The sequence below is a fragment of the Halorubrum sp. SP3 genome, assembly GCF_005435195.1.
Taxonomy (GTDB): Archaea; Halobacteriota; Halobacteria; order Halobacteriales; family Haloferacaceae; genus Halorubrum; species Halorubrum sodomense.
Window position 1 is genome coordinate 202,543 of record NZ_SGTU01000001.1, and the last position, 25,375, is coordinate 227,917.

Here is a 25,375-nt window from a genome sequence, read left to right on the forward strand (position 1 = left end):
GAACCCTTTTAGTTCGGGCCGCCGGTACCGCTCGGTATGGCCATCAAACCCAAGTACATCAAGCAGCTCGGGACCGTCCTGCTGGAGCGGTACCCCGACTCGTTCAACACCGACTTCGAGACGAACAAGGAGAGCGTCACCGCCCTGACCACCGTCGAGTCGAAGGGCGTCCGCAACCGCATCGCCGGCTACGTCACGCAGAAGAAGGCGCAGGCGGCGAACCACGCCTAACCGTTCGGATTCGAGCCGAGACAGGTTCCGCTGACGGGCGGCGTCGGCCGACACGTTAAGTCAGGAGCCGCGGCCACCCCACCTCGATGGACGCGCTCGTGCGGCCGGTGGTCGATCCGACGTTCGCGGCCGGCGCGCTCGCGTTTCTGCTCGGCGGCGTCGCACTCGGGACCGCGAGCGGGCTGGTCCCCGGGCTCCACGCCAACAACTTCGCGCTCCTCCTGGCCGGGTTCGCCCCGTCGGTGCCCGCGGACCCGCTGTTCGTCGGCGTCGCGATGCTCGGCGCCGGCGTCGTCCACTCGTTCCTCGACATCGTTCCCGCGCTCGCGCTCGGCGTGCCGGACGCCGCGACCGCGGTCGCCGCCCTCCCCGGGCACCGGTTGGTGATCGCGGGCCGGGGGCGCGAGGCGGTCCGTCTCTCCGCGGTCGGCTCCGGGCTGGCGGTCGCGCTCGCGGTCCCGCTGGCGGTCCCGATCACGTGGCTCATGGTTCGGGGGTACCCGACGCTGCGCGCGCACCTGCCGCTGCTGCTCGCCGGCGTCGTCGCCCTGCTCGTGCTCACGGAGTCGTCGCGGCGGGCCGCGGTCGGCGGCCTCGTCGCGTTCCTCGCGAGCGCCGCGCTCGGACTGGCGACGCTCGACGCCGACCCCGCGGCGCCGCTGTCGACCGGGGGCGTCCTGGCGCCGCTTTTCGCCGGGCTGTTCGGCGTCCCGGTCCTCGTCGACGCGCTCGGCGGGGAGGGGGTTCCGCCGCAGGCGGACCCGCGGATCGCGATGGACGCCCGCGACCTCGGGACGAGCGCGGGAGCCGGATCGCTCGCGGGAGCCCTGGTCGGGTACGTCCCGGGCGTGTCGGCCGCCATCGCCGCCGTGGCCGCGATGCCCGCGGTGCCGCGCGCGTCGGCCGACCGCGGGTTCGTCGTGGCGACGAGCGGCGCGAGCACGGCGAACACGATATTCGCACTGTTCGCGCTGGTCGCGCTCGAGACACCGCGGACGGGCGTGACCGTCGCGCTCGACCGGGCCGGCGTGCCGTTCGCGCTGCCGATACTGCTCGTCGCGGCCGCGACGGCCGCCTGCTTCGGGTTCTCGCTGGTCGTGCTGGTCGGTGACCCGTACCTGCGGATCGTCGGGAACGCCGACTACACCCGGCTCTCGGTCGGGGTGTTGGGGCTGCTCGCGCTCCTCTCGTACGCGTTCGCCGGGATGTTCGGCGTCGGCGTCCTCCTCGTCGCCGGCGCGCTGGGGCTCGTTCCGCCGCGGGTCGGAGCGCGCCGCGTCCATCTCATGGGCGTGTTGATCGGACCGCTGATCGTCGGGTGAGACTCCCCACGGGACCGCGACGGTCCGCCGTGAGCGCGCCTATCGAGCGGTGCGGTATCGAGGCGCACGCCGCTCGCGGGGCAAAGAACAACGGTTAAAAGTCGCGCGCTGGTGAGTAGACGTATGAGCCAGAGCGACTCTCAGGGTACCCCGCAGTGCGTCTCCTGTGGGATCCAGGTGTCCGGCATGAACGCCGCGCGGTTCTCCTGTCCGGACTGCGGCGCCACCATCTACCGGTGCTCGAAGTGCCGGAAGCAGAGCAACCTCTACGAGTGCCACGACTGCGGCTTCCGGGGGCCGTAAGATGGGCGACGTCGCCGCCAAGATCAAGGTCATGCCGAACAGCCCCGAGGTCGACCTCGACGACCTCCAGGACCGTCTGGAAGAGGTCCTCCCCGAGGGCGCGAAGATCCGCGGCTTCGAGCGCGACGACGTCGCGTTCGGGCTGGTCGCGCTCCTCCCGACCGTCATCGTCCCCGACGGCGCGGGCGGCACGGAAGCCGTCGAGGAGGCGTTCTCGCAGGTCGAGAAGGTCGAATCCGTCGCGGTCGAGAACGTCGGTCGCCTGTAGAGCGCCGACGCTAGCGCGTCGCCGTCAGCGACGCTCGCGGTCCGATTCTGCGGCTTCGTTCGTCTCGGAGAGCGGCCGCTCCGGCGTTCGCGACCGGCCCGTCGCCGTGACGCTGCCGTCGGCCGGCTACCGGCCCGACTCGTAGAACTCCTCGCGGTACACGCGCCCGAAAGCGTTGCGGCGCAGGGTGCTGGCCGCCGCGTCCGGCTCCTCCTGATACGTGGCCGCGATCACCGCATCCGCGAAGGGGACCGGATGCCAGACGACGTTGTCGACGTTGTCGGAGCCGATCCGCACCACGTCCTCGTCGTCGAACTCGCTGGCCGCGAGCCACTCGTCGAACTCGTCGCCCTCACCGACGTGGACCGCGAGCAGTTCGGCGAACGTCGCGTCGCGGGCGGTCCGGATCACCTCGGGCGTGACGCGCTCGTCGTACTCGTCGGCGTCGAACGACATCGCCTTCGTCGCCTCGCGGACGACCACCTGCGCGACGGGCCCGACCTCCTCGTACCGTTCGAGCGCGTCGGCGCGGGTCTCCGGGGCGAACGTGCCTCTGGTCTCCATGCCTGGAGTTGGCCGAGGGGCGGGAAGGGCGTTCCGCTACGAGTCGGGGGCGTCGGCGTCGTCCGCTTCGTCTTCCGCGCCCGCGTCGCCGTCGTCCGCGGCCCCCTCCCGGGTCAGCTCGCGCGCTTCGCGGAGCGCCTCGGCGACGGTCGGGTCGTCGACCGCGTCGGGGTCCGGGACGCCCGCGTCGGGGGCGGGATCCGGGTCGGCGCCGTGGTCGTGAGCGGAGCCGCGACCGTGGTCGTGGCCGTGGTCCGAGGAGGCCGCCTCTCCGCCCGAGCCCATCCCCACGTCCGGGCGGCCGCGCGGGACGGTGTCCTCGAACACCTCGTCGTACTCGGCGTCCTCGGCGTGCGGCGTCACCTCGGCGGCGAGCGCCGTCGGTTCCCGCTCGCTCCAGTCGTCGACGCGCTCGTCGAGCCACGACTCGTGGTCGCCGCCGTGGAGCATCGCCGTGAACGCGAGGTGGTGCGCGAGGTGTTCGCCGTCGCGCTGCGGCGTGTCGCAGACCGGGCACGCGTATCCCATGTCGAGCGGTGGTAGGCGAGTGGGGTGTAAAGTCGCGTCGGACGTGCGCTCTCTTCCGGGCGACGGGTCCTGCCGGGCCTCGCGCGCGTTCGGCGCCGACGGGACGATTTTTTGCGGTCGCGCCCGAACGGGGCGGTATGCGAGAGCGACGGGCCCTCGAAGCCCTCATCGGGACGTACGTCGCGACGGTCGCGACGCCCGCCCTCGCGCTGTCGGGCCGGTCGCCCGCGCTGAGTGTGACACGGATTCCCGCGCTCGCCGCGGCCGGCGCCGTCGTCGCCGTCGTCGTCGCGGTCGCCGCTCGGCGGATCGACGACATCGCGGGCGCCGCCGCGACGCTACCCGTGGCGGTCGCCTCGGTCGTCCCGGCGCTCGCCTACCTACCGTACATGGTCTTGGCGACGACTCCCGGGTCCGCCGCGGCGCGCGTCGCCGCGGTCGGGCTCCTCGCCGTGCTCCCCGGGATCGGCGTTCCGGTGGGCGGCGCGGTCCTTCGGAGCCGGCGCGTCCGCGAGGCCGCGACGGAGGTGGCGGTCGTCACCGTCGGCGGGACCGACGACGAGGGGCGGGACTGGCCGGTCCTCGCCGGCGGCGCGGTCCTCGCCGGCTCGCTCGTGGCCGTCGCCGCGTTCCTCGCGGTGACGGTCGACGGCGGCTTCGAAGCGGTCTGGCCGGCGTTCGGCGGCGTCTCGACGACGTTCCTCCTCCTCTTCGGAGACGACGGTTCGGAGGTGGCCGTGACCGACGAGGGGCTCCGCGTCGACCGGGCGGTCACGGGCTGGGACGACCTCGACGGGTACCGGGTGACCGACGAGCGGATCGAACTCGTCCGCTCGCGGTGGTACCTCCCCGCCCGGACCTTCGAGCGGGAACGGATCAGCGACGAGGACGCGCTCCTCGAAGGGCTCGGCGAGTTCCTGCCGCGCCTCGATCGGCACGGACGCGTCGAGGCGGGACCGACACGGTAACGCGTCGAGGCGGGACCGCGCCGCGGGGTCGGCACGGTAACGCGTCGAGGCGGGGCCGCGCCGCGGAGTCGGCGCGGGGCCGGCTCCTCGCGGGCGCGCCGCTCAGACGGCCGCCGTCACCGGCGACGCTGACGCTACGATAACAGCAACTTTATCACTCGCACGGGGCGAAATTCGCATAAGACTACTCCGTTAGGAGGTTCAACAGTGACTGAAGCCAACACACAACCGGAGGTGAACATCGGTCTCGTCGGTCACGTCGACCACGGGAAGACCACGCTGGTACAGGCGTTGTCCGGCTCGTGGACCGACCAGCACAGCGAGGAGATGAAACGCGGCATCTCGATCCGGCTGGGGTACGCGGACGCGACGTTCCGCCGCTGTCCCGGCGTCGACGAGCCCGAGTGTTACACCGTCGACGAGGAGTGCGAGGACGGCTCCGCGAGCGAGCCGGTCCGCACGGTGTCGTTCGTCGACGCGCCCGGCCACGAGACGCTGATGGCGACGATGCTCTCGGGCGCCTCGATCATGGACGGGGCGGTCCTCGTCGTGAGCGCGACCGAGGACGTCCCGCAGGCCCAGACGGAAGAACACCTGATGGCGCTCGATCTCATCGGGATCGAGAACATCGTCATCGCGCAGAACAAGGTCGACCTGGTCGACCGCGACCGCGCCGTCGACAACTACGAGCAGATCCGGGAGTTCGTCGAGGGCACCGTCGCGGAGGACGCGCCGATCGTCCCCGTGTCGGCCCAACAGGAGGTCAACATGGACCTCCTCATCGACGCGGTCGAGTCCGAGATCCCGACCCCGGACCGCGACCCGGACGAGAGCGCCCGGATGTACGCGGCCCGCTCGTTCGACATCAACCGTCCGGGCGCGAGCGCCGAGGACCTCAAGGGCGGCGTCGTCGGCGGCTCGCTGGTCCGCGGCGAGCTGTCGGTCGGCGACGGGCTGGAGATCCGACCGGGGCGCGAGGTCGACGAGGAGGGCCAGACCGAGTGGCGGCCGCTGGAGACGACCGTCCGGTCGCTCCAGGCCGGCAGCAACGACGTCGAGACCGCCCGCCCCGGCGGACTCTTGGGCGTCGGAACGGGGCTCGACCCGAGCCTGACGAAGGGCGACGCCCTCGCCGGCCAGGTCGCCGGCGAACCGGGGACGCTCCCGCCGACCCGCGAGGAGTTCGAGATGACGGTCGACCTCCTCGACCGCGTCGTCGGCAAGGAGGACGACGAGAGCGGCGAGAGCGACATCGAGGAGATCAGCACCGGAGAGCCCCTGATGCTCACGGTCGGCACGGCGACGACGGTCGGCGCCGTGACGAGCGCGCGCGACGGCGAGTGCGAAGTGAGCCTCAAACGGCCGGTCTGCGCGGAGGCGGGCGCCCAGATCGCGATCAACCGGCGCGTCGGCGCGCGCTGGCGACTCATCGGCGTCGGGACGCTGACGTAGCGTGGCCGACGACGCCCGCGCGGACCGTCCGGAGTCGAGCCCCGCGGGCGACGCGCGCGCCGAGGGCCTCGCGGGAGACGGCTCCGAGGGAATTCCGGTCATCGCGCTCGACGCGAGCGCCCTGATGGCCCCGGTCGAGGCCGATCTCCGACTGTTCGAGGAGTTGGATCGGCTCCTCGGGGGCTACGAAGTCGTCGTTCCGGCGGCGGTGATCGCGGAACTCGACGGCCTCCAGGGCGGCAACGGCGCGGCGGCGACCGCCGCGAGCGTGGGCGCGGACCTCGCGGAGCGGGCGGAGACGGTGGCAACGAACGAATCGTACGCCGACGACGCGCTCGTCGCCCTGGCCGCGGCCGGCCGGGTCGACGGCGTCGTCACGGTCGACGGACCCCTCGCGAACCGGGTGCTGGCCGCGGACGCACCAGTAATCGGTTTAAGGGGTCGGAACACACTGGCGATAACGGAACCCTAGCGGCCGCGGACAACCAACAACATGTACAAACGAGTTCGACTCAAGGACACGGTCGAGGTCCCGCCGAAGCACCTGGCGGACGTCACCGACGAGCGGGTGAAAGCGCTGCTTCAAGACAAGCTGGAAGGACGGATGGACGAGGACGTCGGCAGCGTCGTGAGCGTCATCGAGGTTCACGACATCGGCGATGGCGCGGTGTTACACAACCGCCCCGGCGTCTACTACGAGGCGGAGTTCGACGCGCTCACCTACGACCCCGACATGCAGGAGGTCGCGGACGGCACCGTCGTCGAGACGGTGGAGTTCGGGGCCTTCGTCGGGATCGGCCCGGTGGACGGGCTGCTCCACGTCTCGCAGATCACCGACGAGTACCTCACGTTCGACGGCGCGAACCAGCAGCTCGCCTCGTCGGACTCGGACAAGACGCTCGGCGTCGACGACGCCGTGCGCGTCCGCGTCGTCACCAAGAGCATCGACGAGCGCAACCCGCGCGACTCGAAGATCGGGCTCACGGCGAAACAGCCGGGCCTCGGCAAACACGACTGGCTCGAGGGGCAGCGGAAACACCGCGAACAGACCGGTGAGGAGGCCGACTGATGGCCGAGGACCGCCTGGCGTGTCGCGAGTGTCACCACGTCAACGACCCGGACGCCCAGACCTGCGCGCTCTGCGGGTCGTCGTCGCTGACGGAGGACTGGGCGGGCTACGTCATCATCACCAAGCCCGCGGACAGCCAGATCGCCGAGGAGATGAACGTCTCCGAGGCGGGCGCGTACGCGCTCAAGGTCCGGTAACCCACGCGGCGACGCCGGAGGAACCGATGACCGACGCACCTGACCCGCTTGTCACGCTGCCCGAATCGCTGCGCGACGCATTCAAGGAGCCGCTGGGACCGGTGACGACGGACGCCGCCGCCCTTCTAGATGGCGTCGACGAGACCCGCGAGCGACACGGCTCGCCGGAGGAGGGGCCCCCACAGCTGATCGCGGTCGGCGACGTGGTCACCTACCACCTCCGGGAGGCCGGTCGCGTCCCGGACGTCGCGCTGGTCGACGGGAAGACGGAGCGCGAGGCGGTTCGCGAGGAGATCGAGACCGCGCTCGCGGCCACGGAGGAGCGGCGCATTCCCGTCGGGAACCCGGCTGCCGCGCTGTCGGCGGCGCTGCTCGGCGCGCTCGCCGAGGCGCTCGCGACGGACGAGCCGGTGACGATCGAGGTGGCCGGCGAGGAGGACCTGGCGGCGCTGCCGGCGATGCTGGCGGCGCCGCTCGGGTCGACGGTCGTCTACGGCCAGCCCGGCGAGGGGATGGTCCGGGTCGCGGTCACGTCCGAGGCCCGTCGGCGGGCGCGGGACCTGTTCGAGGGGCTGGCAGGCGACACGGCGGCCGCGTACGACGTTCTCGGCGTCGACCCGGACGGGTTCGACGACGGCGACGGGGGGTAGGGGACGGCCGGTCGGCGTCACTCGCGGTCGACGGCGACGACGGTCGCCGCGAGGACGGCGAGCCCGGCCACCAGCCCGACCCCGGTCACCAGCCGCGGCGTCACCGGGACCGTCGAGACGGAGAGGTACGGCTCGACGCCGCTGCGCCGGAGCCCGGCGAGCGCCTCGACGCCCCAGTGCCCACTCGCCAGCAGGGCGAGGCCGACGCCGACACCGAGGCCGCCGGTGACGAACCCGACCCCCGTGAGCGCGTCCTCCATCGCGAGGAACGACCAGACCGCGTCGTCCGTCGGCTCGGGGCCGCGCGCGAGGCGCCGGTGGAGCGCGACGAGCCCGAGGCCGGCGAGGCCGGCCGCGACGGTGCCGGCGAGCGCGACGGCCGCGACGCCGAGAGAGGTCGTGACCGGCGGCCCCGCGAAGTTCGCCTCCCGGACGGCCGCGGGGAGGGTCGCGACGACCGGGGCGGCGAGCGAGCCGAGGAGCGCCAGCGCGCCGCAGATCCGAGCCTTTCGGAGCGGCGGCATCGGGACGATGACGTTGGCCGACCTGGTGAGCTCGTACTCCGAGCGCTCGGTCGGGTCGAATCGGGGGTCGTCGGACATCCACGTCGTAACGCAACCCACGGCCCGGAGAAGTGAAACCCTGACGCCGAACGGGGCGTTCGGTCGACGGTCGGCGGACGGTTCGGCGGCGACACCCCCGCTTCGAAATCCTTTTACAGCTTTCGGGGGGATATACGCCCAACTGAACCATGGACGTCGATATCATCTCCGAGGACGAGAACCCGATGTTGCACCGAACGGACATCCGTTTCGAGACGACGCACGAGGAGGCCACTCCCTCGCGGCTGTCGGTCCGCGACTCGCTGGCGGCCAAGCTCGACAAGGACTCCGAGGAGGTCGTCGTCCACGAGCTCGACACGAAGTTCGGGATGCGCAAGACGGTCGGCTACGCGAAGGTGTACGACTCGGCCGCCGACGCGCTGGACGTCGAGCAGGACCACATGCTCGAACGCAACAAGATCGGCGACGAGGCCGACGCGGACGCCGAAGAGGCCTAACGCCGCCGGATGCGCGTTCTCGGCATCGAGGGTACCGCGTGGTGCGCGAGCGCCGCGCTGTACGACGCCGAGACCGACGCAGTTCTCATCGAATCCGACCCATACGAACCGGACAGCGGCGGCATTCACCCGCGAGAGGCCGCCGAACACATGTCGGAGGCGATCCCCGAAGTCGTCGACGACGTGTTGACCGCGGCCGAGGCGGAATACGGCCCGAACGCGGTCGACGCGGTCGCCTTCTCTCGCGGCCCGGGACTCGGGCCCTGCCTCCGAATCGTCGGGACAGCGGCGCGGGCACTCGCCGGGACGCTGTCGGTGCCGCTCGTCGGCGTCAACCACATGGTGGCGCACTTAGAGATCGGTCGCCACCGCTCCGGCTTCGACAACCCCGTGTGTCTGAACGCCTCGGGGGCGAACGCGCACCTGCTCGGCTACCACGACGGTCGATACCGCGTGCTCGGTGAGACGATGGACGCCGGCGTGGGCAACGCGCTCGATAAGTTCACCCGCCACGTCGGGTGGAGCCACCCCGGCGGACCGAAGGTGGAGGCGGCGGCCGCGGAGTTCGCGGCGGCCGCGGGCGGACGCGGGGACGGGAGCAGAGACGGGGACGGAGACGGGAGCAGAGACGGGGACGGGAACGGAAATTCCGGCTCGGTCGCCGCCGCCGACCTCCTCGATCTGCCGTACGTCGTCAAGGGGATGGACTTCTCCTTTTCCGGAATCAGCTCGGCCGCCAACGACGCCGCGGACGACGGCGTCCCCGTCGAGGAGATCTGCTTTTCGCTCCAAGAACACGTCTTCGCGATGCTCACGGAGGTGTCGGAGCGCGCGCTGTCGCTGACGGGCGCCGACGAACTCGTGTTGGGCGGCGGCGTCGCGCAGAACGACCGGCTCCGCGAGATGCTGGCCGCGATGTGCGAGGCCCGCGGCGCCGAATTCCACGCGCCGGAGCCGCGCTTCCTCCGCGACAACGCCGGCATGATCGCCGTGTTGGGCGCGAAGATGGCCGCTTCCGGAGACACGATCCCGATCGCGGAGTCGAGGGTCGACCCGGACTTCCGGCCGGATCAGGTGCCGGTGACGTGGCGGTCGGGCGAGTCGGTGGCACGGGAACGCGGGGGGAGCGAACCGGACGGTGCCGAGCGCGACCCGGAGGCGGACCGCCGCGGCGCGGAGGCGACCGTCACGGTCACCGGGACCGGCGACGAGCGCCGCGTGATCAAGCGGCGCGTGGAGAAGGCGTACCGACACCCGGAACTGGACCGGACGCTCAGGCGCGACCGGACCGTCGCGGAGGCGCGGCTGACGAGCGAGGCGCGGCGCGCGGGGGTCCCGACCCCGCTCGTGTACGACGTCGACCTCTCAGACGCGACGCTGACCCTCGGGTACGTCGGGGAGCGCGACCTCGCGGCCGCCCTCGACGAGCGCCCGATCGAGGCGGTCGGCCGCTACCTCGCACGGCTTCACGGCGCCGGGATCGTCCACGGCGACCCGACCACTCGGAACGTGCGGGTGTCGCCCGGCGGCGAGAAGGTGGGGCGGTCCGTGGGAGGGCCGGAGGCGACGCCGGAGACGTACCTCATCGACTTCGGGCTCGGCTACCACACCGGGCACGTCGAGGACCACGCGATGGACCTCCACGTGTTCGAGGGGTCGATCCGAGCGACCGCGACCGATCCGGAGCCGCTGATAGCGGCGTTCGAGGCCGGATACGACGCGGCCGGCGACGGCGAGGTCCTCGACCGGCTTCGAGACGTGGCGGACCGCGGTCGCTATCGCTGACGACGGTCGCGGTCGACGACGGCAGTCGGGCTCCGCGGCGAAATCGGAGAGCGATTGCGCCACGATTTATGGTGCCGGCGGACAGAGGAACGGGTATGGCAGACAAACCGTCGTCCGGAGAGATCCTCGGGGTTCCGTACAACTTCGAGCGTCCGAGCCTCGGGCGGCTGCTTTCGTCGTACTGGCAGCCCGACAAGGGAATGCTCGTCGAGAAGCCGTTCGGCATCGGCTACACCCTGAACCTCGCCAACTGGCGGTCGTGGATCGTCCTCGCGGTCGCGGGCGGGCTCTACTACCAGCAGCAGTCCGCCAGGGGCGCCCCGGCCGGCGACGCCGACGAGGAGGCCACGGAGGACGACGACGGCCCCGTCGAAGTGATCGTCGACGACGACTGACGGCGCCGGCGACCGGGCCGGAATCCGTGGGCCGTGATAGCACGGGAACCGAGTTTCAGCGGTGATTCCTCGTCGGTTTCTTTTAAATATCAGAAGTACATACGTCCGGTAATGGAAGTCCAGTTCGAGTGCTCGTGTTCGGAGGAGATCTCCGAGTTCACCCGCGGCGAGACCAGCCGCGGGGTCCACGTCGAATGCGGGAACTGCGGCGCGGTGTACGCCGTGACGATCACCGAGTTGGACTAGCCGGCTGGCCCGCCGACTCGAACCGGAGGCGGACCGTGGTGCCGTCGTCGTCCGTCTCGAACCGGACGGTGCCGCCCTGCGTCTCACACATCCACTTGACGAGCCACAGCCCGATGCTGCTCGCGTGCGAGAGCGGCGTCTCCTCTTCGGCCTGTAACACCGCGCGCTCGTCCGGCGGGATCCCCGGTCCGTTGTCGGTGACCTCCAGACAGGTGGTCGTTCCGTTCTCGCGGATCGTCGCCTCCACGCGGCGGGTCGAACCGTCGTTGTGGGTGACCGCGTTCTCGAACACCTCGCGGATCGGGAACTCCACGGAGTCGTCCGCACGGATCCACGCCTCCGAGGGCGTCTCGACGGTGACCGCGGCGCCCTCGGCGTCGACGACCCCGATCGCCTCGTGGACCGCGGCGACGAGGTCGACGTGACCGTCCGGACGCTCGGGCGACGCGTCCTCGATCACCCGGAGTTTCTCGCTGATGGCGACGACGTCGTCGGTGGTCTCCCGGATCGTCTCCAGGCACTGTCGGCTCCGCTCGTCGTCGACCCGATCGGACAGCAGGTCGGTGTACCCCTGAATCACGTTGAGGTCGTTGCGGACGTTGTGCCGGAACACGCGGCTCAACACCTGGAGCTGCTGGTTGGAGGTTTCGAGGTCCCGTCGAGCGGTCTCCGCCCGGTTCCGGTGGTGCGTGACCGCGCCGTAAAGCAGTCCGCCGGAGCCGGCGACGAGCAGCCAGTCACTGACGAGACGCGTCGGGGTCCAGACGGCCGCGGATCCGCCCGCGGACGCGACGGCGAAGTCGATGCCCACCGCGAGCAGCGCCCCGACGAGGACGTACACCGCCGTGATCGCTGCCGCCGACCGTCCGTAGAGGTGTTCCGAGATATCCTTCATTTATATTTAACTCAACATCCGACGGATTTTCCTCTCGCTGAACACCTCGACGGCCGATGGCTTAAATTTTGACCGCCGGACTCCGCTGGAGCGCCGATGTCGGACTCACCACGAGGCGCAGTCGGCACAGACGAAGTCGTCGCCGTCGCGCCAGCGACGCTCGACCCGCTGACCGCACTCGGCACACGCCGCGCCGTCGCCGTGCCACGTCGAGGTGGCGGTCGCGGGCTCGACTTCGTCGGAATCGTCGGGACCGGACTCCGTGGTATCGCCGTCAGCGCCGACCGACCCGTCCGTCGGCGCCTCGCCGCTGGCGTCGTCCGCCTCGGCGAAGTCGTCGAGGGAACGGTCCTCCGGCATCTACGCCTCCCGGCGGAGCCGGTCGACGACGTAGTCGCGCTCCAGTTCGCCGAGGAACTCCCCGAGCCGCGGCCCCTGCGTGTCGTCGAAGAACAGCCGGTAGCCCGCCGCGAAGAACTCGCTCACCTCGACGTCGTGGTCGCGGGCGGTCTCGTACATCGCCCCCTGAATCGCCTCGCCGTCGTGGCCCGCGGCGACGAACTCCGCGAGGTCGTCGAGCGCGGCCGCGACCTCGTCGTCGAACTCGACCGCCGGGAGGTCGGTCTGAAGGCGGTAGTCGTACTCGTTTTCGGTCCGCTCGGCCCAGTTTCGAGCCTGGTCCACGCGGGCGAGCGCGGCGTCGACCGCCTCGGGGGAGGCGTCCTCGGGGATGTGCCCCTCGTCGCGGGCGAGCCGCTCGCGGAAGTCGGGGTCGTCGACCATGCCGAGGACCGCCGCGAACGTGTACGGGAGCCGGATCGGCTTCTCGGTCGGCGGGTCGTCCGCGCGCCCGACGACGAACGGGTAGGCGCGCTCGGCGAAGGCGGTGAGGTCCGGGTCGTCGACCTCGCCGAAGTAGGCGCGCTCGAACCGGTCGAACCGGTCGACCAACTGGTCGAGCCGCCCGATATCGAGGTCGCGGGCCTTCTTCGGGTGGAGCGCGAAGAAGTAGCGCAACACCGCGGGCTCGAGCAGCTCTAACAGCTCCTGCACCGTGACGACGTTCCCCTCGGAGGAGGAGAACGCCTCGCCGTTGAGCGTGAACCACTCGTACACCATCGGCACGGGCGGCTCCTCGCCGAAGACGTTCCGCGCGACGTCGACGCCCGAGGGCCACGACCCCTCCGCGTGGTCCTTCCCGAACGGCTCGAAATCGACCCCGAGGACGCCCCACTGGGCGGGCCACTCCAGCCGCCACGGGAGCTTCCCCTCGCGGAACGTCGCGGTGCCCTCGTGGCCGCAGCCCTCGATGGTGTTGCCGCCGGCGTCCATGTCGGTACAGACGTAGTCGACGGTCTCGCTTTCGAGGTCGATCCCCGTCACCGTCTCCGTAATCTTCCCGCACGCCTCACAGACCGGGTTGAAGGGGACGTACTCGTCGTCGACCTTGTCCTGATACGGCGAGAGCACGTCCCGGACGCGGTCGAGGTCACCGAGGACCGTCCGGACCGCGTCGTCGAACGCGCCGTCGGCGTACAGGTCGGTGTTCGAGAGCATCTCGACCGGGACGTTCAGGCGGTCGGCGTCGGCCTTCAGCAGCCCCGCGAAGTGGGCCGCGTACGACTCCGCCTCCCCGAACGGGTCCGGAATCGACGTGTACGGCACCCCGAGGTTGCGGCCGAGCGCGCCCGCGTCGACCTCGCCGAGCCCGACGATCTCGCCGTCCGCGTTCGCCAGCTTCCGCGGCACCTTCCGCAGGGGATCCTTGTCGTCGGAAGTGAACACCTGCCGGACCTCGCGGCCCCGATCGCGGAGCACCTCGGCGACGAAGTAGCCGCGCATGATCTCGTTGAAGTTGCCGAGGTGAGCGACGCCGGAGGGGGAGACGCCGCCCTTGATCACGATCGGTTCCTCGGGGTCGCGCGCCTCGATCTCGTCGGCGACCACGTCCGCCCAGAAGGCGTGGAACGCCTCCGCGGACCCGTCGGCCGCCTCCTCCCGGTCGTCGGACGCGCCCTCGCCCCCGCCGGTCGGTCCATCCCCGAGCGCGGACTGCTCGGAGAGGATGTGCGGGGAGTCGGCGGCGGGCGCGTCGTCAGTCCCGGACTCGGTCGGCTCGTCGGCCGCGCCGTCCGCGCTCATCGCTCCCCCGCCCAGTCGCTCGGTTCGTCACCGTCGATCGGGACCACGTCGGTCCCCGTGTGGTCGCCGCGCAACACGGCGTCGACGACGGCGGTCGGGTCGGTCCCGTCGAGGACGATCGAGCGTATTCCGGCCCGGTCGATCAGCTTCGCCGCGAGCAGGTCGACTGGCGCGGACGCGCCGGCGTCGCGGCTCATCGGGAGGACGACCTCGACGAGTTCGGCCGGCGACAGCGACGCGAACTGGGTCGCGTCGGGGTCGGCGTTGGGGTCGGCGTCGTACACGCCGTCGGCGCTCGTGGCGTAGACGAGCAGGTCGGCGTCGACCGACTCGGCGAAGGCGGCCGCGACCGCGTCGGTGGTCTGTCCCGGCGTCACCCCGCCCATGACCGCTACCTCGTCGCGGCGGAGGGCGGCCGCCGCCTCCTCGTAGTCGGTCGCGGGCGCGAGGCTCGCGTGGTCGCCGAGCGCGGCGATCAGGAGCCGGGCGTTGAGCCGGGTCGTCCCGATGCCGAGCCGGTCGAGCTCGACCTCGTTGGCCCCGATGTCGCGGGCCGTCTGGATGTACTCGCGGGCGACGCCGCCGCCGCCGACGACGACCCCGACCTCGCAGCCGGCGGCGGCCAGCCGTTCGATCGCCTCGGCGTACGCGGCCACGCGCTCGGGGTCGAGGTCCGGCGCGAGCACGCTCCCGCCCACGGAAACGACGACTCTCATTGCCGACGAGTATCCCTGTCGCGGTCTTAAGGATTGTCAAGCCCGGCCGCGACCGAGCCGGCGCCGGGACGCCGATCGGGGACGACGGGCCGACCGGGAAACGCCTAAGCCCGTCGCGCCCCGCCCTCGGGTATGCGACCGATATCGATCGTCGGCGACGGGGCCCCGGAGCTGGCTCGCCGGCTCGCGGCGCGGCTCGACGGCCGGGTCGCCGTCGTCGAGCGGGAGGGCGGTTCGGGCCGGGAGGCTCGGAGCGAGCCGGACGGGAGCGACCCGGCCGCCGACGGCGGGGTCGTCGACGGCGGAGTCACCGACCCCGTACAGCGACCGGACGCCGACACCGAACTCGCGTTCGACGCGGACAGGAACTGGAGCGGCCGAGGGAGCGTCGACGGCTTCGACGACCTGCTCGACGGACTCGCGCCGGATCACGACTATCTGCTAGCCGTCGGGGAGTCGCGACTGCGCGTGTCGGCGGTCCTCCTCGGCGCCGATCCGGATCCCGAAAGCGTACCGGGAACGGTCCTCGCGACCGCGGAACACCCGGACGCGGTCGACCTCGACGACCTCGTCGTCGACCTCGACGCGGCGGAGCCGTGGATCACCCGCGAGACGCTGGTGGACCGCGTCGAGGCGTCTGCGGACGCGGACCGGTCGGGTGCGATCGCGACGTTCACCGGGCGCGTGCGCGCCCGCGACGCCCCGGACGACGACCGGACGACGCACCTCGCGTTCGAGAAGTACGAGGGAGTCGCCGCGGAGCGGATGGACGCCATCGCGGAGGAGCTCGCGGGGCGCGACGGCGTCTTCGACGTGCGGATGCACCACCGCACCGGCGTGATCGAGGCGGGCGAGGACATCGTGTTCGTCGTCGTCCTCGCCGGGCACCGCCGGGAGGCGTTCCGGACGGTCGAGGACGGGATCGACCGCCTGAAAGACGAGGTGCCGATATTCAAGAAGGAGGCGACGGAGTCGGAGACGTTCTGGGTCCACCGCCGGGACTGAACGGCCCGCGGAGAGAGTCCGAGTCGGTGCGCCGCGGAGATTCGAGACCCGGATCGCGACCGCGGACGGCCCGACGCGAGGGGCGCGCCGGCGCTCCGAGGCGGTGTTAATCGGGATATTTTGCCGCTAATCGTCCGACGAGCGCGGCGGGGACGGGTTACTCGCGTACCGAGTTATCGGCGGCAGAAACGCCCTCAGATTCGATTATAAAATATCTACGACGTTTTGAAATCGTTGTAAAGAGTCCGTCAGACACGTTTTAGCTCGGTAGGATCAGTGAAACGCCCTGAAACCCCCTGAACGTCGCCCAACGGTGTTACCTTTATAACATCCTCCGGCAGCAAGCGTGGGGTGTACATGAGCGCGACAGCGAATCCCTCCACGAACGCGAGCGCGAACGACGACCGCAGCAAGGAAGAGCGGCTGAAGCAGTACCTGCTCGACCGGGCGCAGGACGGTGAGATGTACTTCAAGGGGAAGTTCATCTCGGAGGACGTCGACCTCTCGCCGAAGGAGATCGGCGCCCTGATGGTGAAGCTCCGCGACTCCGCGACGGAGCTCACCGTCGAGAAGTGGTCGTACACGGGCGCGACGACCTGGCGCGTCGAGCCCGCCTGAGGGCCCCGTTCCGCCGACCGACGCTCGCAGCACCGCCCGCGACGCGCACCGCCACACCGGATCCCGCGGTTCGGTCCCCGACTCGCGCTTTCTGACCGCACACGCGTCCGCCGCCCGAGGCGAGCGAATGACCGGTCCCCCCGTTTCTCGGTTCCGGTTCGCGCACCCGCCGACGCGGGGTTTATACTCGCCGACCAGTTACGACGTGACGATGCCTGAACACGAGGACGCGGCGGCGGCCGGCGACGGCGCGCCGCGTCCGGAGCCGCTCCGGACGTTCTTCCGGATCGACGAGGTCCGTCGCGAAGACGGTCGCGTGCGGTACCGCGGCGAGTCGTACGTCCCGGAGCGAACGCTGTTACGCAAGCTGACCCCGCACTTCCGAGAGGCGGGCTACGAGGTCGACATCGAGGTCGTCGACGGCGGTCACGTCGTCGTCGCGACGCCGTTCGACCGCGGCCGCGACGGGATCCCCTGGGTGAACGTCGCCATGTTCGCGGCCACCGTGCTGTCGACGCTGTTCGTCGGCGCGTACGGCTGGTACTACGTCCCGCTCGCGGAGATCCAGTCGAACCCGCTGGCGCTGCTCCGGGCGTGGCCGTTCACCGCCGCCGTCCTCGGGGTCCTAATGACCCACGAGCTCGGCCACTACGCCGCCGGGCGCTACCACGGCGTCCCCGTCTCGCTGCCGTACGTCATCCCCTTCATCTTCCCGTTCGGCACGCTCGGTGCGGTGATCCGGATCCGGGGGCGAATGCCCTCGCGGAAGGTCCTCTTCGACATCGGCGCCGCGGGGCCGATCGCGGGACTGATCGCGACGCTCGTCGTGACCGCGATCGGGCTCTCGCTCGACCCGATCCGGGTGCCCGCGGAACTGGCGAACGCGTCCGGGACGATGATCCGTTTCAACAATCCGCCGCTCTTGGACCTCATCGCCCGGGTTCTCGGCGAGCGAACGAGCTACGGCGACTCGGCGCTCACCGCCCACCCGGTCGTGATCGGCGGGTGGGTCGGGATGTTCTTCACGCTCCTGAACCTCCTGCCGGTCGGCCAGCTCGACGGCGGCCACATGGTCCGGGCGATGCTCGGGCCGCGACAGGAGACGGTGGCGGCGCTCGTCCCCGGCGCGCTGTTCGGTATCGCCGCCTACCTCCACTTCTGGCGGGGGCTCGGCCTGAACGAGTCGGTCGGGCTGTGGGCGTTCTGGGGCGTGTTCGCGACGGTGATCGCGTACAACGGCCCGGCGAATCCGACCGACGAGGAGCGGCTGGGGCTCCCTCGGCTCGCGGTCGGCGCCGCCACGTTCGCCGTCGGGGCGCTCTGTTTCCTGCTCGTGCCGATCCAGGTCGTCGGGGCGTGACGCCGCGATGGCCGGACTCCTCTCCCGAATACGCGCGCGAGTCGAGCGCCTCGGCTTCCGGGCGCTGTACCGGCTCGCGGACCTGACGTACGCGCTCGGCGTCGCGACCCCGAAGCGGACGGTCGCGGGGACCTACTGGAGCTACGAGCCGACGAACCCCCACGGCGACGACCCCGGGCTGGCCGCGCTCGACCGGCTTCCGAACGACGCGGTGATCTTCGACGCGGGCGCTCACGCCGGCGAACACGCGATCCCGCTTGCGCGCGACACCGACCGGCGAGTGATCGCGTTCGAACCGAACGGCGAGAGCGCGGATCGGTTAGCCCGGAACGCCGAGCGAAACGGAGTCGGCAGCCGGGTCGATCTCAGGCGGGTCGGCCTCGGGGACGCGAGCGCGACGCTGACGTTCTACCGGTCGACGTTCTCGAAGTGCTCCGCGTTCGACCGCGAGTCAGCGACGAGGTGGGGCGCGAGCGTCGCGGGCACGGAGTCCGTCCCGGTCCGGCGGCTCGACGACCTCGTCGAGGGAGCCGGCGACGGGCGGTCGGACGAGGTGGACCCCGTCCCGCCGCCGGACGCGTTCAAGGTCGACGTCGAGGGGCACGAGGCCGCGGCGCTCCGGGGCGCGACGGAAACGCTCGCGGCCCATCGACCGCTGCTCGTCGTGGAGGTCCACGAGGCGGGAGCGGCGGGCGGGGACTCGCCGGAGGAGACCGCGTCGGACTCCGGGCCCGCCGACCTGCGCGAGTGGCTGGACGCGCGGGGCTACGCGGTCGAGGAGGCGGACGACGTGTGGATCTGCCGGCCGCGGGACGGCGTGCCCCCCGAGGCGTGAGCGGCGCGCGGCCGCCCTCAGTCGTCGCGTCGCTGTTTCATGCCCTGTCGGGTGAACTGCGGCGTGGCCCGGAGCCCGCGCTTCTTCCGGAACGACCGGTACAGGGCGATAGCGAGCGGCGCGGCCAGAACGAGGACGACCGCCGCGAGCCGCCAGTCGTTCGCGAACGAGTAGAGGATCGTCGCCGAGAGGACGCCGACCGCGAGCAGCACCGAGTAGGCGATCCGCATCGCCAGCTTCTCTAAGACCTTCGTCTCGTCCTCCAACACGACGTTCACCGTCAGGTCGTCGCGGTTGGCGCGGTCGAGGAACTCGTCGGCCTTCGGTGGAACCGTGAACAGCGCCTCGGTGGTCTTCTGGACCTGTCTCCCGGCGTCCTCCGCGAGGTCGCGGGCGGTCTGTTCGTAGTACCCCTCCTCGCGGAGGTAGTCGGTCGCCGTCGAGATGAAGTCGAACTCGGGGTCGAGCGTGACGCAGACCCCCTCGACGACGGTGGCGACGCGGAGGACCAAGGCGAGGTTCGGCGGGAGCCGCAGCGGGAACTCGTAGATGGTCGACTCCACCTGCTCGATGATCTGGTTCACCTGGTACTGCTCGATGTCCTCGCCGCTGGCGTCGGCGATGGCCAGCTCCATCACGTTGCCCATCACCTCGCGGTCGGCCTCCGGCGAGAGCGTTCCCATCGAGATCAGCGTGTCGAGGATGGCGTCGATGTCCTGGCGCGCGACCGCGACGTAGAACTCGACGATCTTCTCTTGGATGAACGGGTCCACTCGGCCCGCCATCCCGAAATCGTAGAAGATCACGGTGCCGTCGTCCGCGACGGCGAGGTTTCCCGGGTGCGGGTCGGCGTGGAACACGCCGTCCTCGATGATCATCTGGAGGTACACCTCCTGAAGCGTCTCCGCGATCGCGGTCCGGTCGTGTCCCGCCTCGTCGAGCGCGTCGATGTCGCTGATCTTCGTGCCCGGCACGTACTCCATGGTGAGCACCCGGGGCCCCGAGACCGCCTCGTACGTCTCCGGGATCCGGATCCGGTCCTCGTCCGCGAAGTTGCCGCGGATCTCCTCGAGCATCGTCCGCTCGCGGTCGTAGTCCATCTCCTCGCGGATCGTCTTCGCGAACTCGTCGGCGAGGTTCTCCAGCGAGAACGCTCTGCCGGCGCCGGTGAACCGCTTGATCAGCGGGATCGACCAGCGGATCGTCCGGAGGTCGGCCTCGACGAGCGACTCGATCCCCGGGCGGCGCACCTTCACCGCGACCGGGTCGCCCTCGTACTTCGCGGTGTACACTTGGCCGAGGCTCGCGCCGCTTATCGGGTCGCGGTCGAAGTCGTCGAACGTCCGGTCGACCGGACCGAACTCGTCTTCGAGGACGGCCTTCGACTCCTCCCACGGCGCGGGCGGGACGTCGTCTTGGAGCCCCTCCAGCACGTCGATGTACGCCGGCGGGAGGATGTCGGGGCGCGTCGAGAGGATCTGGCCGAGCTTGATGAACGTCGGGCCGAGCGTGAGCAGGATGTCGAGCAGCACCGCGGCGCGCTCGCGCTGGGTCTCGACGTCGACCTCGCGGCTCCCGCCGAACAGGAAGTATCGGCGGCTGTCACGCCAGTAGGCGACGATGAGCGGCGAGAACTGCCGGAGAACGACGACGAACCGCCAGTAGGCGCGAAGGTTGACCAGCGTGACCACCCGTCAGGCGTCGCCCTCGTCGTCCGCGCCGTCGACGGGGATGGTCCGGGAGACTTCGCTCGCGCGCTTGGGCAGCGAGATCTCGAGGACGCCGCGGTCGATCTCGGCGTCGGCGCCCGCGCCGTCGGCGTCGTTCGGGATCGGGAGTTCCGCGTCGAGGAACAGCGGGCGGTCCTCGCGGACGTACTCGAACCCGTCGGGGACGGCCTTCTCGCGGCGCCCCTCGATGTCGATGCGCCCGTCCTCGACGAGCACCTCGGTCGTCTCGGGGGTCGCGCCCGGGAGGTCGACGACGAGGACGTACCCGTCGTCGGACTCGAGTAGGTCCGCAAACACCGCGTCCGGGAGATCGCGGAGCGCGTCGCGTAGGGCTGACATAACCGTTGGTAGGGTCGCCGCGGCGAAAAACCTGTGGAAAGGGCGGGTCCGGTCGGGGGACACGAGACGGTCGATCGGCCGCGGTCAGCGACGGCGGATCAGTCGTCGTCGCCGATGTCGAGGTCGAACTTCCCGAGGTCTTCGCCCTGCGATTCGCCGGGGAGGATGTCGCCCAGCCCCGCGCCGAACGCGGCCGCGGCCCAGACGACCGCGACCCTGCCGACCCGTTCGAGCGCGGTCGGGTCACCCTCGTGAAGCCGGCCCCAGAACAGCAGCATGGCCGCCGACGTGGTCAGCGAGACGAGGAGGACGCCGGCGTACCGGCGGGGGATGAGACCGAAGATCGGGTGTCTGATCGCGATCTGTCGGAAGTCAGCGAAGTAGAGGAGCCCGGCGGTCGCGAGGAAGATGAACCCGACGTGCGCGATCAGGAGGACCGGGACGCCGGCGACGGTCGTCGCCGCGAACCAGGCCGCGATCTCGAAGACGCCGCCCTCGACGAGCAGGGGGAGCGCGAACAGCACCGCGCCGACGAACGACTCCGCGAGGTCCCGCGAGGTGTACTTGGTGATCCGCTCGGCGAGCGCGCCGGTCCCGGGCATCCGCTCGACGAGCGAGATGGTCTGTCGCACCTTCTCGCGCTCGTGTCCCTCGTCGACGGTGTCGCGCAGGGCGTCGAGCTTCGCGAGCAGGTCGTCGATGTCGGGCTCCGCGGGGGGGCTTGCGGCCTCCGTCCGCCCCCCGGAGCTGTCCGCCCGACCCGTGTTCGGGTCCCGTTCGTCGCTGTCGACCATGTCCCCCGCGACGCGCGAGCGACCTAAAAGGGTACCTTCGGGACCGCCGCCGCGCGCGGAGAGGGCGGTCGACCCGGCCGCCGCGGCGGCCTACAGTCGACCGAGGAACGCCGCGAGCGCCTCGTTGAACGCGGCCGGGCGTTCGAGCATCGCGAGGTGGGCAGCGTCCGGTATCTCGGTCCACTCCCCCGCCGGGATCTCCGTCGCGAGGTACTCGTGGTACGCCGGCGGGGTGAGCCCGTCGCGCGCGCCCACGACCGCGAGCGCCGGGACCTGGACCTCGCCGAGGCGGTCGCGCACGTCGAAGCGGTGGCACGTCAGGAAGTCCCGTTCGGTGACCGCCCGCCCGCACGCGCGCATCGCCGCCGCCGAGAGCTCGACGTACTCGGCGGGCGCGTCGCGGAACAGCCGGTCCGGCTCGTGGAGCAGCGAGACCGCCCGGTCGAAGTCGGTCGCGAGCGCGTCGCGGAGCGGCTCGGCCACCGCGAGCTTCGCGCCCGTGCCCGCGAGGATGAGCCCGTCGAGCGCGAGGTCGTGCTCGAGGGCGATCCGCAACGCGACCGCGCCGCCGAGCGAGTTCCCGCAGAGGGCGGCCGCGTCCGTCGCCTCCGCGACGGCGACGACGTCGTCCGCGTACGCGTCGAGGGTCTCCGGGCCCGCGGGCGTCGCGACGTCGTCGCTGGCGCCGTGCCCGGAGAGGTCGACGGCGACGCCCGGGAACCGGTCGGCGAGCCGCGCCTGCGACTTCCAGACGTCTTTCGTGCCGCCGCTGCCGTGGACGAAACAGACCGTCGGCCCGTCACCGCCGCGGTCGAAGCGGCGGTACGCGGTCTCGCGGCCGTCGTGAGTGACCCGTTCCATACCCGACGGTTCGGCGCCGATCGGAATAAACGGCGGCGGGACCGTCGCGCGCTCGGCGGCCCGACCGACGCCGCGACTCCGACCGCGCGACGGCGGCCGAATCGCTCGAACCGCTACACTACCGTTAGGAAAGAGAATCACTCACGTCTTGCGATTTTGAGGGACAGATTTATATACTTGCGCGATTAACTCGTAGTTAGGATGAATCACATACAGACCCGATCGACTGGGGACGGCGCGCTGCTGCGCCGGTACGAGTACGACGACGCCTGGATCGTCGCCGCCGATCTCGGCGTCGACGACGAGGACGTCAGCGTCGACACCGTCGGTGAAACGGCGATCGTCGTCGTCGAGGGACCGGAAGAGCCGGTCGAATCGGAGTTCGATCTGCCCGGAACGGCCGCGTCCGCGGCCGTGAACAACGGCGTGATCACCGTGGAGGGCGAGCGATGAAGCTCACCGTCAAGCCGCTGAAACAGAAGGACGCCGGTCGGCGCCTCGCGGCGATCGACCGCGTCGCGGCCGACGAGCTCGGGCTCTCCGGCGGGGACATCGTCCGCGTCGAGGGCGCCGACGGGGCGGCGATCGCCCGCGTCTGGCCCGGCTACCCCGAGGACGACGGCACCGGCGTGATCCGGATCGACGGCCGGCTCCGTCAGGAGGCCGACGTGGGGATCGACGACCGCGTGACCGTCGAAGACGTGGACGTCTCGCGGGCGGACGCGGTCACGATCGCCTTCCCGAGCCAGCTGCGGGTGCGGGGCCAGATCGCCCCGTTCATCCGCGACAAGCTCTCCGGCCAGCCGGTGACGGAGGGACAGACCATCCGCACGTCGCTCGGCTTCGGGCTGATGGGCGGTCAGTCGCAGGCGGTCCCGATGAAGATCGCCGAGACGAGCCCCGGCGGCACGGTCGTCATCACCGACGAGACGGAGATCAGCATCTCCGAGATCTCCGCCGAGGAGATCGCCGACCGCGGCGAGGCCGCGGGCGGGACCGGCGAGGGGCCGGACGTCACCTACGAGGACATCGGCGGGCTCGACGACGAGCTCGAGCAGGTCCGCGAGATGATCGAGCTGCCGATGCGCCACCCGGAGCTGTTCAAGCGCCTCGGGATCGACCCGCCGAAGGGCGTCCTGCTCCACGGCCCGCCGGGCACGGGGAAGACGCTGATCGCGAAGGCGGTCGCCAACGAGATCGACGCGAACTTCCACACGATCTCCGGCCCGGAGATCATGTCGAAGTACTACGGCGAGAGCGAAGAGCAGCTCCGCGAGGTGTTCGAGGAGGCGTCCGAGGAGTCGCCGTCGATCATTTTCATGGACGAGCTGGACTCCATCGCGCCCAAGCGCGAGGAGGCCGGCGGCGACGTTGAACGCCGCGTCGTGGCCCAGCTCCTCTCGCTGATGGACGGGCTCGAAGAGCGCGGCGAGGTCGTCGTCATCGGGGCGACGAACCGCGTCGACGCCATCGATCAGGCGCTCCGACGGGGCGGTCGCTTCGACCGCGAGATCGAGGTCGGCGTCCCCGACCGCGACGGGCGCAAGGAGATCCTCCAAGTCCACACGCGGAACATGCCGCTGACCGAGGGGGTCGACCTCGACGAGTACGCCGAGAACACCCACGGCTTCGTCGGAGCCGACCTCGAGTCGCTCGCGAAGGAGTCCGCGATGCACGCGCTGCGGCGCATCCGCCCGGAGATAGACCTCGAGAGCGACGAGATCGACGCCGACGTGTTGAACTCCATCCAGGTGACTGAGTCGGACTTCAAGGAGGCGATCAAGGGGATCGAACCCTCCGCACTCCGCGAGGTGTTCGTCGAGGTCCCCGACACCACCTGGGAGGACGTGGGCGGCCTCGAGGACACCAAAGAGCGGCTCCGCGAGACGATCCAGTGGCCGCTGGAGTACCCCGAGGTGTTCGAGGAGCTGGACATGCAGGCCGCGAAGGGCGTCCTGATGTACGGCCCGCCGGGCACGGGGAAGACCCTGCTCGCGAAGGCGGTCGCCAACGAGAGCGAGTCGAACTTCATCTCGATCAAGGGGCCGGAGCTGCTGAACAAGTACGTGGGCGAGTCCGAGAAGGGCGTCCGCGAGGTGTTCAGCAAGGCCCGCGAGAACGCGCCGACGATCGTGTTCTTCGACGAGATCGACTCGATCGCGACCGAGCGCGGCAAGAACTCCGGCGACTCCGGCGTCGGCGAGCGCGTCGTCTCCCAGCTGCTGACGGAGCTCGACGGGCTCGAGTCGCTGGAGGACGTGGTCGTCATCGCGACGACCAACCGCCCGGACCTCATCGACTCGGCGCTGCTGCGCCCCGGGCGCCTGGACCGGCACGTCCACGTGCCCGTCCCCGACGAGACGGCGCGCCGCCGGATCTTCGAGGTCCACACGCGGAACAAGCCGCTGGCCGACGACGTCGACCTCGACGCGCTGGCCCGCAAGACCGACGGGTACGTGGGCGCCGACATCGAGGCGGTCGCCCGCGAGGCGTCGATGAACGCCTCCCGGGAGTTCATCGGCAGCGTCACGCGCGAGGAGGTCGGCGAGTCCGTCGGCAACGTCCGCGTGACGATGGCGCACTTCGAGAACGCGCTGAACGAGGTGAACCCCAGCGTCACCCCCGAGACGCGCGAGCGGTACGAGGAGATAGAAAAGCAGTTCAAGCGGTCCGAGGTCGACCGCACCGAGGCCGAGCCGGGCGCCGCGTTCCAGTAAGCGGACGGCGCGGCCGAACGATTTTTTATATTAATCCGAGCGTCGACAGCAGGTAGAACGCCGCGACGAGGACGATACCGATCGTGACCAGCCGCCAGGCGAGCTTCAACACGAACTTGCCGACGACGATGATCAGCGCGACGGCGACGAGGGCCACCAACAGCTGCCCCACCTGACTGCCCAGCAGCGCGGCCTGTGCCGGCGCGACGAGCCCCGCGAGTGCGAGCGACGTTGCGGTCATATTCGGGGCCACGGCGACGCCGGGCATAAGCTTGTGGGACGAGACTGATCCCGGTTATTGATTCTTGATATGTCTGCGGCAAGA

General features: G+C 70.8%; 32 protein-coding genes. 20 read left to right on the forward strand and 12 right to left on the reverse strand.

What is annotated here, in order from left to right:
- The first annotated feature begins 36 nt into the window (after positions 1 to 36).
- The 4 genes from EXE42_RS01030 (at position 37) to EXE42_RS01045 (ending at position 2,124) form a co-directional block, all read left to right on the forward strand.
- On the forward strand, positions 37 to 231 hold the full coding sequence (locus tag EXE42_RS01030) for a 30S ribosomal protein S17e (RefSeq protein ID WP_092919952.1): 195 nt from the start codon (positions 37 to 39) through the stop codon (positions 229 to 231).
- Between the two features lie 86 nt (positions 232 to 317).
- On the forward strand, positions 318 to 1,553 hold the full coding sequence (locus EXE42_RS01035; RefSeq protein ID WP_137694747.1) for a tripartite tricarboxylate transporter permease: 1,236 nt from the start codon (positions 318 to 320) through the stop codon (positions 1,551 to 1,553).
- A 123-nt stretch (positions 1,554 to 1,676) separates the two neighbouring features.
- Positions 1,677 to 1,856 carry an HVO_2753 family zinc finger protein gene (locus tag EXE42_RS01040; RefSeq protein ID WP_092919950.1) on the forward strand — a complete coding sequence of 60 codons (180 nt, stop codon included), beginning with the start codon at positions 1,677 to 1,679 and terminating at the stop codon, positions 1,854 to 1,856.
- A gap of 1 nt (position 1,857) precedes the next feature.
- Positions 1,858 to 2,124 (forward strand): elongation factor 1-beta, encoded by a 267-nt coding sequence (locus tag EXE42_RS01045; protein WP_092919949.1) that lies wholly within the window; start codon positions 1,858 to 1,860, stop codon positions 2,122 to 2,124.
- Positions 2,125 to 2,250: 126 nt separating this feature from the next.
- On the opposite strand, the gene EXE42_RS01050 is transcribed toward EXE42_RS01045, so the two are convergent.
- Complete coding sequence (locus EXE42_RS01050; RefSeq protein WP_092919948.1) at positions 2,251 to 2,688, reverse strand: DUF5809 family protein; 438 nt, start codon at positions 2,686 to 2,688, stop codon at positions 2,251 to 2,253.
- A 36-nt stretch (positions 2,689 to 2,724) separates the two neighbouring features.
- Positions 2,725 to 3,216, reverse strand: coding sequence for a DUF5810 domain-containing protein (locus EXE42_RS01055; RefSeq protein WP_092919947.1), 492 nt, complete (start codon positions 3,214 to 3,216; stop codon positions 2,725 to 2,727).
- Between the two features lie 137 nt (positions 3,217 to 3,353).
- Here EXE42_RS01055 and EXE42_RS01060 point away from each other — a divergent pair, with 137 nt between their 5' ends.
- The 6 genes from EXE42_RS01060 (at position 3,354) to EXE42_RS01085 (ending at position 7,552) form a co-directional block, all read left to right on the forward strand.
- Entirely contained in the window at positions 3,354 to 4,184 is an 831-nt protein-coding gene (locus tag EXE42_RS01060) for a hypothetical protein (protein WP_092919946.1), read from the forward strand.
- Positions 4,185 to 4,391: 207 nt separating this feature from the next.
- Positions 4,392 to 5,636 carry a translation initiation factor IF-2 subunit gamma gene (locus tag EXE42_RS01065; RefSeq protein WP_092919945.1) on the forward strand — a complete coding sequence of 415 codons (1,245 nt, stop codon included), beginning with the start codon at positions 4,392 to 4,394 and terminating at the stop codon, positions 5,634 to 5,636.
- 1 nt (position 5,637) lies between these two features.
- Entirely contained in the window at positions 5,638 to 6,108 is a 471-nt protein-coding gene (locus tag EXE42_RS01070) for a PIN domain-containing protein (RefSeq protein ID WP_137705734.1), read from the forward strand.
- Positions 6,109 to 6,129: 21 nt separating this feature from the next.
- On the forward strand, positions 6,130 to 6,705 hold the full coding sequence (locus EXE42_RS01075) for a DNA-directed RNA polymerase (RefSeq protein ID WP_092919943.1): 576 nt from the start codon (positions 6,130 to 6,132) through the stop codon (positions 6,703 to 6,705).
- Positions 6,705 to 6,902, forward strand: a complete 198-nt coding sequence (gene spt4 / locus EXE42_RS01080; protein WP_092919942.1) for a transcription elongation factor subunit Spt4 — start codon at positions 6,705 to 6,707, stop codon at positions 6,900 to 6,902. The genes EXE42_RS01075 and spt4 overlap by 1 nt, the downstream gene beginning before the upstream one ends.
- 26 nt (positions 6,903 to 6,928) lie before the next feature.
- Positions 6,929 to 7,552, forward strand: a complete 624-nt coding sequence (locus EXE42_RS01085) for a GTP-dependent dephospho-CoA kinase family protein (protein WP_137694750.1) — start codon at positions 6,929 to 6,931, stop codon at positions 7,550 to 7,552.
- A 17-nt stretch (positions 7,553 to 7,569) separates the two neighbouring features.
- On the opposite strand, the gene EXE42_RS01090 is transcribed toward EXE42_RS01085, so the two are convergent.
- On the reverse strand, positions 7,570 to 8,154 hold the full coding sequence (locus tag EXE42_RS01090; protein ID WP_092919940.1) for a hypothetical protein: 585 nt from the start codon (positions 8,152 to 8,154) through the stop codon (positions 7,570 to 7,572).
- A gap of 149 nt (positions 8,155 to 8,303) precedes the next feature.
- On the opposite strand from EXE42_RS01090, the gene EXE42_RS01095 reads away from it, so the two are divergent.
- The 4 genes from EXE42_RS01095 to EXE42_RS20595 all read left to right on the forward strand — a co-directional run bounded on the left by EXE42_RS01095 (position 8,304) and on the right by EXE42_RS20595 (position 11,038).
- Entirely contained in the window at positions 8,304 to 8,612 is a 309-nt protein-coding gene (locus EXE42_RS01095; RefSeq protein ID WP_092919939.1) for a 30S ribosomal protein S24e, read from the forward strand.
- Between the two features lie 9 nt (positions 8,613 to 8,621).
- Positions 8,622 to 10,397 (forward strand): bifunctional N(6)-L-threonylcarbamoyladenine synthase/serine/threonine protein kinase, encoded by a 1,776-nt coding sequence (locus EXE42_RS01100; RefSeq protein ID WP_137705735.1) that lies wholly within the window; start codon positions 8,622 to 8,624, stop codon positions 10,395 to 10,397.
- 95 nt (positions 10,398 to 10,492) lie between these two features.
- Positions 10,493 to 10,792, forward strand: coding sequence for a DUF5808 domain-containing protein (locus EXE42_RS01105; protein ID WP_137705736.1), 300 nt, complete (start codon positions 10,493 to 10,495; stop codon positions 10,790 to 10,792).
- A gap of 111 nt (positions 10,793 to 10,903) precedes the next feature.
- On the forward strand, positions 10,904 to 11,038 hold the full coding sequence (locus tag EXE42_RS20595; protein ID WP_255510099.1) for a hypothetical protein: 135 nt from the start codon (positions 10,904 to 10,906) through the stop codon (positions 11,036 to 11,038).
- On the opposite strand, the gene EXE42_RS01110 is transcribed toward EXE42_RS20595, so the two are convergent.
- From EXE42_RS01110 to pyrH, 4 genes are all read right to left on the reverse strand, one after another.
- Positions 11,022 to 11,933 carry a sensor histidine kinase KdpD gene (locus EXE42_RS01110; RefSeq protein WP_092919936.1) on the reverse strand — a complete coding sequence of 304 codons (912 nt, stop codon included), beginning with the start codon at positions 11,931 to 11,933 and terminating at the stop codon, positions 11,022 to 11,024. The two genes, EXE42_RS20595 and EXE42_RS01110, sit on opposite strands and share 17 nt — an antisense overlap.
- A gap of 105 nt (positions 11,934 to 12,038) precedes the next feature.
- A complete protein-coding gene (locus EXE42_RS01115; protein WP_092919935.1) occupies positions 12,039 to 12,293 on the reverse strand; it encodes a zinc ribbon domain-containing protein in 255 nt (84 codons plus the stop codon).
- Positions 12,294 to 14,075 (reverse strand): lysine--tRNA ligase, encoded by a 1,782-nt coding sequence (gene lysS / locus EXE42_RS01120; protein ID WP_137705737.1) that lies wholly within the window; start codon positions 14,073 to 14,075, stop codon positions 12,294 to 12,296.
- On the reverse strand, positions 14,072 to 14,791 hold the full coding sequence (gene pyrH, locus EXE42_RS01125) for a UMP kinase (protein ID WP_137694550.1): 720 nt from the start codon (positions 14,789 to 14,791) through the stop codon (positions 14,072 to 14,074). The genes lysS and pyrH overlap by 4 nt, the downstream gene beginning before the upstream one ends.
- 132 nt (positions 14,792 to 14,923) lie before the next feature.
- Here pyrH and EXE42_RS01130 point away from each other — a divergent pair, with 132 nt between their 5' ends.
- From EXE42_RS01130 to EXE42_RS01145, 4 genes are all read left to right on the forward strand, one after another.
- A complete protein-coding gene (locus tag EXE42_RS01130; RefSeq protein WP_137705738.1) occupies positions 14,924 to 15,796 on the forward strand; it encodes a molybdopterin synthase in 873 nt (290 codons plus the stop codon).
- 357 nt (positions 15,797 to 16,153) lie between these two features.
- A complete protein-coding gene (locus EXE42_RS01135; RefSeq protein WP_004597322.1) occupies positions 16,154 to 16,414 on the forward strand; it encodes a hypothetical protein in 261 nt (86 codons plus the stop codon).
- 211 nt (positions 16,415 to 16,625) lie between these two features.
- Positions 16,626 to 17,774 carry a site-2 protease family protein gene (locus EXE42_RS01140; RefSeq protein WP_092919931.1) on the forward strand — a complete coding sequence of 383 codons (1,149 nt, stop codon included), beginning with the start codon at positions 16,626 to 16,628 and terminating at the stop codon, positions 17,772 to 17,774.
- Positions 17,775 to 17,781: 7 nt separating this feature from the next.
- Positions 17,782 to 18,609 carry an FkbM family methyltransferase gene (locus EXE42_RS01145; protein WP_137705739.1) on the forward strand — a complete coding sequence of 276 codons (828 nt, stop codon included), beginning with the start codon at positions 17,782 to 17,784 and terminating at the stop codon, positions 18,607 to 18,609.
- A 17-nt stretch (positions 18,610 to 18,626) separates the two neighbouring features.
- Here EXE42_RS01145 and EXE42_RS01150 read toward each other — a convergent pair whose 3' ends face one another.
- The 4 genes from EXE42_RS01150 to EXE42_RS01165 all read right to left on the reverse strand — a co-directional run bounded on the left by EXE42_RS01150 (position 18,627) and on the right by EXE42_RS01165 (position 22,333).
- Complete coding sequence (locus tag EXE42_RS01150; RefSeq protein WP_092919929.1) at positions 18,627 to 20,300, reverse strand: AarF/ABC1/UbiB kinase family protein; 1,674 nt, start codon at positions 20,298 to 20,300, stop codon at positions 18,627 to 18,629.
- A 3-nt stretch (positions 20,301 to 20,303) separates the two neighbouring features.
- The gene (locus EXE42_RS01155) at positions 20,304 to 20,678 is read right to left on the reverse strand and encodes an Hsp20/alpha crystallin family protein (RefSeq protein ID WP_092919928.1); all 375 of its coding nucleotides are present in this window, start codon (positions 20,676 to 20,678) and stop codon (positions 20,304 to 20,306) included.
- Between the two features lie 98 nt (positions 20,679 to 20,776).
- Positions 20,777 to 21,472, reverse strand: coding sequence for a DUF2391 family protein (locus tag EXE42_RS01160; protein ID WP_137705740.1), 696 nt, complete (start codon positions 21,470 to 21,472; stop codon positions 20,777 to 20,779).
- A 90-nt stretch (positions 21,473 to 21,562) separates the two neighbouring features.
- Positions 21,563 to 22,333 (reverse strand): alpha/beta fold hydrolase, encoded by a 771-nt coding sequence (locus tag EXE42_RS01165; RefSeq protein ID WP_137705741.1) that lies wholly within the window; start codon positions 22,331 to 22,333, stop codon positions 21,563 to 21,565.
- A gap of 201 nt (positions 22,334 to 22,534) precedes the next feature.
- On the opposite strand from EXE42_RS01165, the gene EXE42_RS01170 reads away from it, so the two are divergent.
- Together EXE42_RS01170 and EXE42_RS01175 are read left to right on the forward strand one after the other, a co-directional pair.
- A complete protein-coding gene (locus EXE42_RS01170) occupies positions 22,535 to 22,786 on the forward strand; it encodes an Hsp20/alpha crystallin family protein (RefSeq protein WP_092919925.1) in 252 nt (83 codons plus the stop codon).
- On the forward strand, positions 22,783 to 25,050 hold the full coding sequence (locus EXE42_RS01175) for a CDC48 family AAA ATPase (RefSeq protein WP_137694545.1): 2,268 nt from the start codon (positions 22,783 to 22,785) through the stop codon (positions 25,048 to 25,050). The genes EXE42_RS01170 and EXE42_RS01175 overlap by 4 nt, the downstream gene beginning before the upstream one ends.
- 25 nt (positions 25,051 to 25,075) lie before the next feature.
- On the opposite strand, the gene EXE42_RS01180 is transcribed toward EXE42_RS01175, so the two are convergent.
- Positions 25,076 to 25,318 carry a hypothetical protein gene (locus EXE42_RS01180; RefSeq protein WP_092919923.1) on the reverse strand — a complete coding sequence of 81 codons (243 nt, stop codon included), beginning with the start codon at positions 25,316 to 25,318 and terminating at the stop codon, positions 25,076 to 25,078.
- Positions 25,319 to 25,375: the final 57 nt, after the last annotated feature.